3 protein-coding genes are annotated in these 2,238 nt (G+C 45.0%); 2 read left to right on the top strand and 1 reads right to left on the bottom strand.

Features of this window, described 5'->3' with window-relative positions; translation table 11 throughout:
• The first annotated feature begins 83 nt into the window (after positions 1-83).
• Positions 84-722: an AAA family ATPase gene (locus tag FEK30_RS00210; protein WP_030008092.1), complete on the top strand. Its 639-nt coding sequence runs from the start codon at positions 84-86 to the stop codon at positions 720-722.
• A complete protein-coding gene (locus FEK30_RS00205; RefSeq protein WP_138071030.1) occupies positions 715-1,614 on the top strand; it encodes a ParB/RepB/Spo0J family partition protein in 900 nt (299 codons plus the stop codon). Before FEK30_RS00210 ends, FEK30_RS00205 begins: the two co-directional genes overlap by 8 nt.
• A gap of 167 nt (positions 1,615-1,781) precedes the next feature.
• Here the strand turns inward: FEK30_RS00205 and FEK30_RS00200 are convergent, their stop codons facing one another.
• On the bottom strand, positions 1,782-2,174 hold the full coding sequence (locus FEK30_RS00200; RefSeq protein ID WP_138071028.1) for a type II toxin-antitoxin system VapC family toxin: 393 nt from the start codon (positions 2,172-2,174) through the stop codon (positions 1,782-1,784).
• Positions 2,175-2,238 lie beyond the last annotated feature (64 nt).

Below are 2,238 nucleotides of genomic sequence, written 5' to 3'. Positions count from 1 at the left end.
AATANNNAAAAATCTGAAGCTAGTGGCTACCCATAACGTTATGGGTAATATAAAATGTGCTCAGGTAAATCTTAGGTTGATCTGTGAGCATTATCAGCATTGTGAACCAAAAAGGTGGCTGCGGTAAGAGTACGACAGCAGTACACCTTGCCTATTGGCTGGCCCAAAATAAAAATGTCACGTTAATTGACGCCGATGCGCAGCAATCAAGTTCGAGCTGGCTGGCACGTTTACCTAAAGAAATTCCGAACGCTGCGATCCTTGATCCCGAAGCCCTTTTTGATGCCATCGAAGCGGCCAGCAATCAGTATGATGTGGTGGTGGTTGATGGCCCCGGTAGCCTGAGTGAAATTACAAAGACAATTCTGGATATTTCTGACCTCACTCTTGTTCCTTGCCAGCCATCCGGTCTTGATCTCAGCAGTAGTAGTAAAATTTTGCAGGTCATTCGTCAGCGACAAAAAGTGCGCGGCGGCCAGCCCCATGTTGGCTTATTCCTGAGCCGCGCTGTCAAAGGCACCGTTTTATTAAAAGAAGCACAACAGGCCCTTAGTCAAGACCAGCGATTTCCACTCATTAATTCCATTGTCTATCAGCGGCAATGTATTTCTGATGCGCCAATTCAAGAGGCAACAGTTTTTGATTTAGCGGGCTCTGCCGCAAAAGCAGCTCAACAAGACTATGAAAATTTATTTATGGAGGCTTTGAGTTACCTTGGCTAGACGTACCGTCGGAAATTATTTAGCAGAGCTATCCACTGAGCCAGAGTCTGCCGTGGCGATCGCCAATATTCGCCTTTCGGCCAGTCAACCCCGTCATTACTTCGATCTTGAGAAAATTCAACAGCTTGCTGCTTCGATTCAAAAATATGGCATTTTAGAACCCCTCCTGGTTCGACCGATCCCTCACCAAGCTAACCACTACGAATTGGTTGCAGGAGAAAGACGTTACCGTGCGGCATTGCAGTTGGGCCTCAAAACTGTTCCGGTTGTGATTCGTGACCTGGACGATCAACAAGCCCTGGCGATCGCCCTTGTGGAAAATCTCACCCGCGAAGATCTCAACCCCGTCGAAGAAGCAGAAGGTGTGCTTAATCTTTTGGCAATAGAGTTGCAGCGTGAACCCCAAGAAGTAAAAAGTTTACTTTACCGTTTAGAAAACGAAAAAAAAGGAAAAACGATTACCCATAACGTTATGGGTAGTGAAATCGGTGAGCAGATTCAAGCTATTTTTACAAACTTGGGTCAGAATTGGTCGTCCTTTACGGCGAATCGTTTACCCCTACTCAATTTACCTGATGATATTTTAGAAGTCCTCCGTGAGGGGAAAATTGCCTATACGAAAGCGAAGGCGATCGCCCGCCTACAAGATGCCGAATCACGAAAAAACTTGTTAGAAACCGCCATCCAGGAAAATCTCTCCTTAAGCGAGATTAGGCAGCGTATCAACGAGCTAAAGTTCAACACCGCAGAACAAAAGCCCCAGTCACGCATTGATCAAACAGTAAAACGACTCAAGGCTGCGCGTCTCTGGGATAAAAATCCTGACAAATGGGATCAGATGCAGGTATTACTCGCTCAGATTGATGAACTAATTTCCGAAGCATCCCATTAGTTTGGGTAGTGACTGCCCGCCGAGATAAAAAATGAAACTGCCTGGAATTCCTCTCCCATGGGACTCCGTTTCGTTCTGGAAAAAAGGGAAAAATAATTACCCATAACGTTATGGGTAGTTGCTATGGTCTCCAAAAAAGGCGATCGCCCTTTTGTTTCGGTTAAAAATTACCAAACTGTTGCTGAATAAAAATTGCCAATTATAGAATCTTTTGTAATTAACTGAGCTTGGTATTGAGTTGCTAAAGCTACCACCACCCGGTCTGCTGGATCACGATGGCCCCAATCTAAAGCCACACTTGCCACCCAGAGGCTCACATCAATCGCAATAATTTGTACTACATCAGATTGGAGTAGGGTCTCAACATACAAATCTAAATCGACTCCAAGATCTAGTTTGCCCTGTTTGACCTTTAAGGCAATTTTCCACAGCGAAATGGAAGCGACTAAACCATTTTTTTTCATCTCCATTTGGTCACACAAAGACCTCGCTGGAATCGAGAGCTGTTCGGGGTCTAAACTCCACCAAATCAGAGCGCAGGTATCTAGAACAATTGTCATACTTCTCCCCACTCTTCGGTTGTTGGCGTAGTTAAGTCTTCGTAATACTTGACTNTNCNTCGNA

The sequence above is a fragment of the Picosynechococcus sp. PCC 11901 genome, assembly GCF_005577135.1.
GTDB lineage: Bacteria > Cyanobacteriota > Cyanobacteriia > Cyanobacteriales > MRBY01 > MRBY01.
The sequence above is the reverse complement of the archived record's forward strand: the minus strand, read 5'-3'. Positions and strand labels throughout refer to the sequence as shown.

Bases quoted from the DNA above. Each gene is read 5' to 3' on its own strand.
- FEK30_RS00200 (WP_138071028.1), bottom strand. From the start codon at position 2,174: ATGACAATTGTTCTAGATACCTGCGCTCTGATTTGGTGGAGTTTAGAC.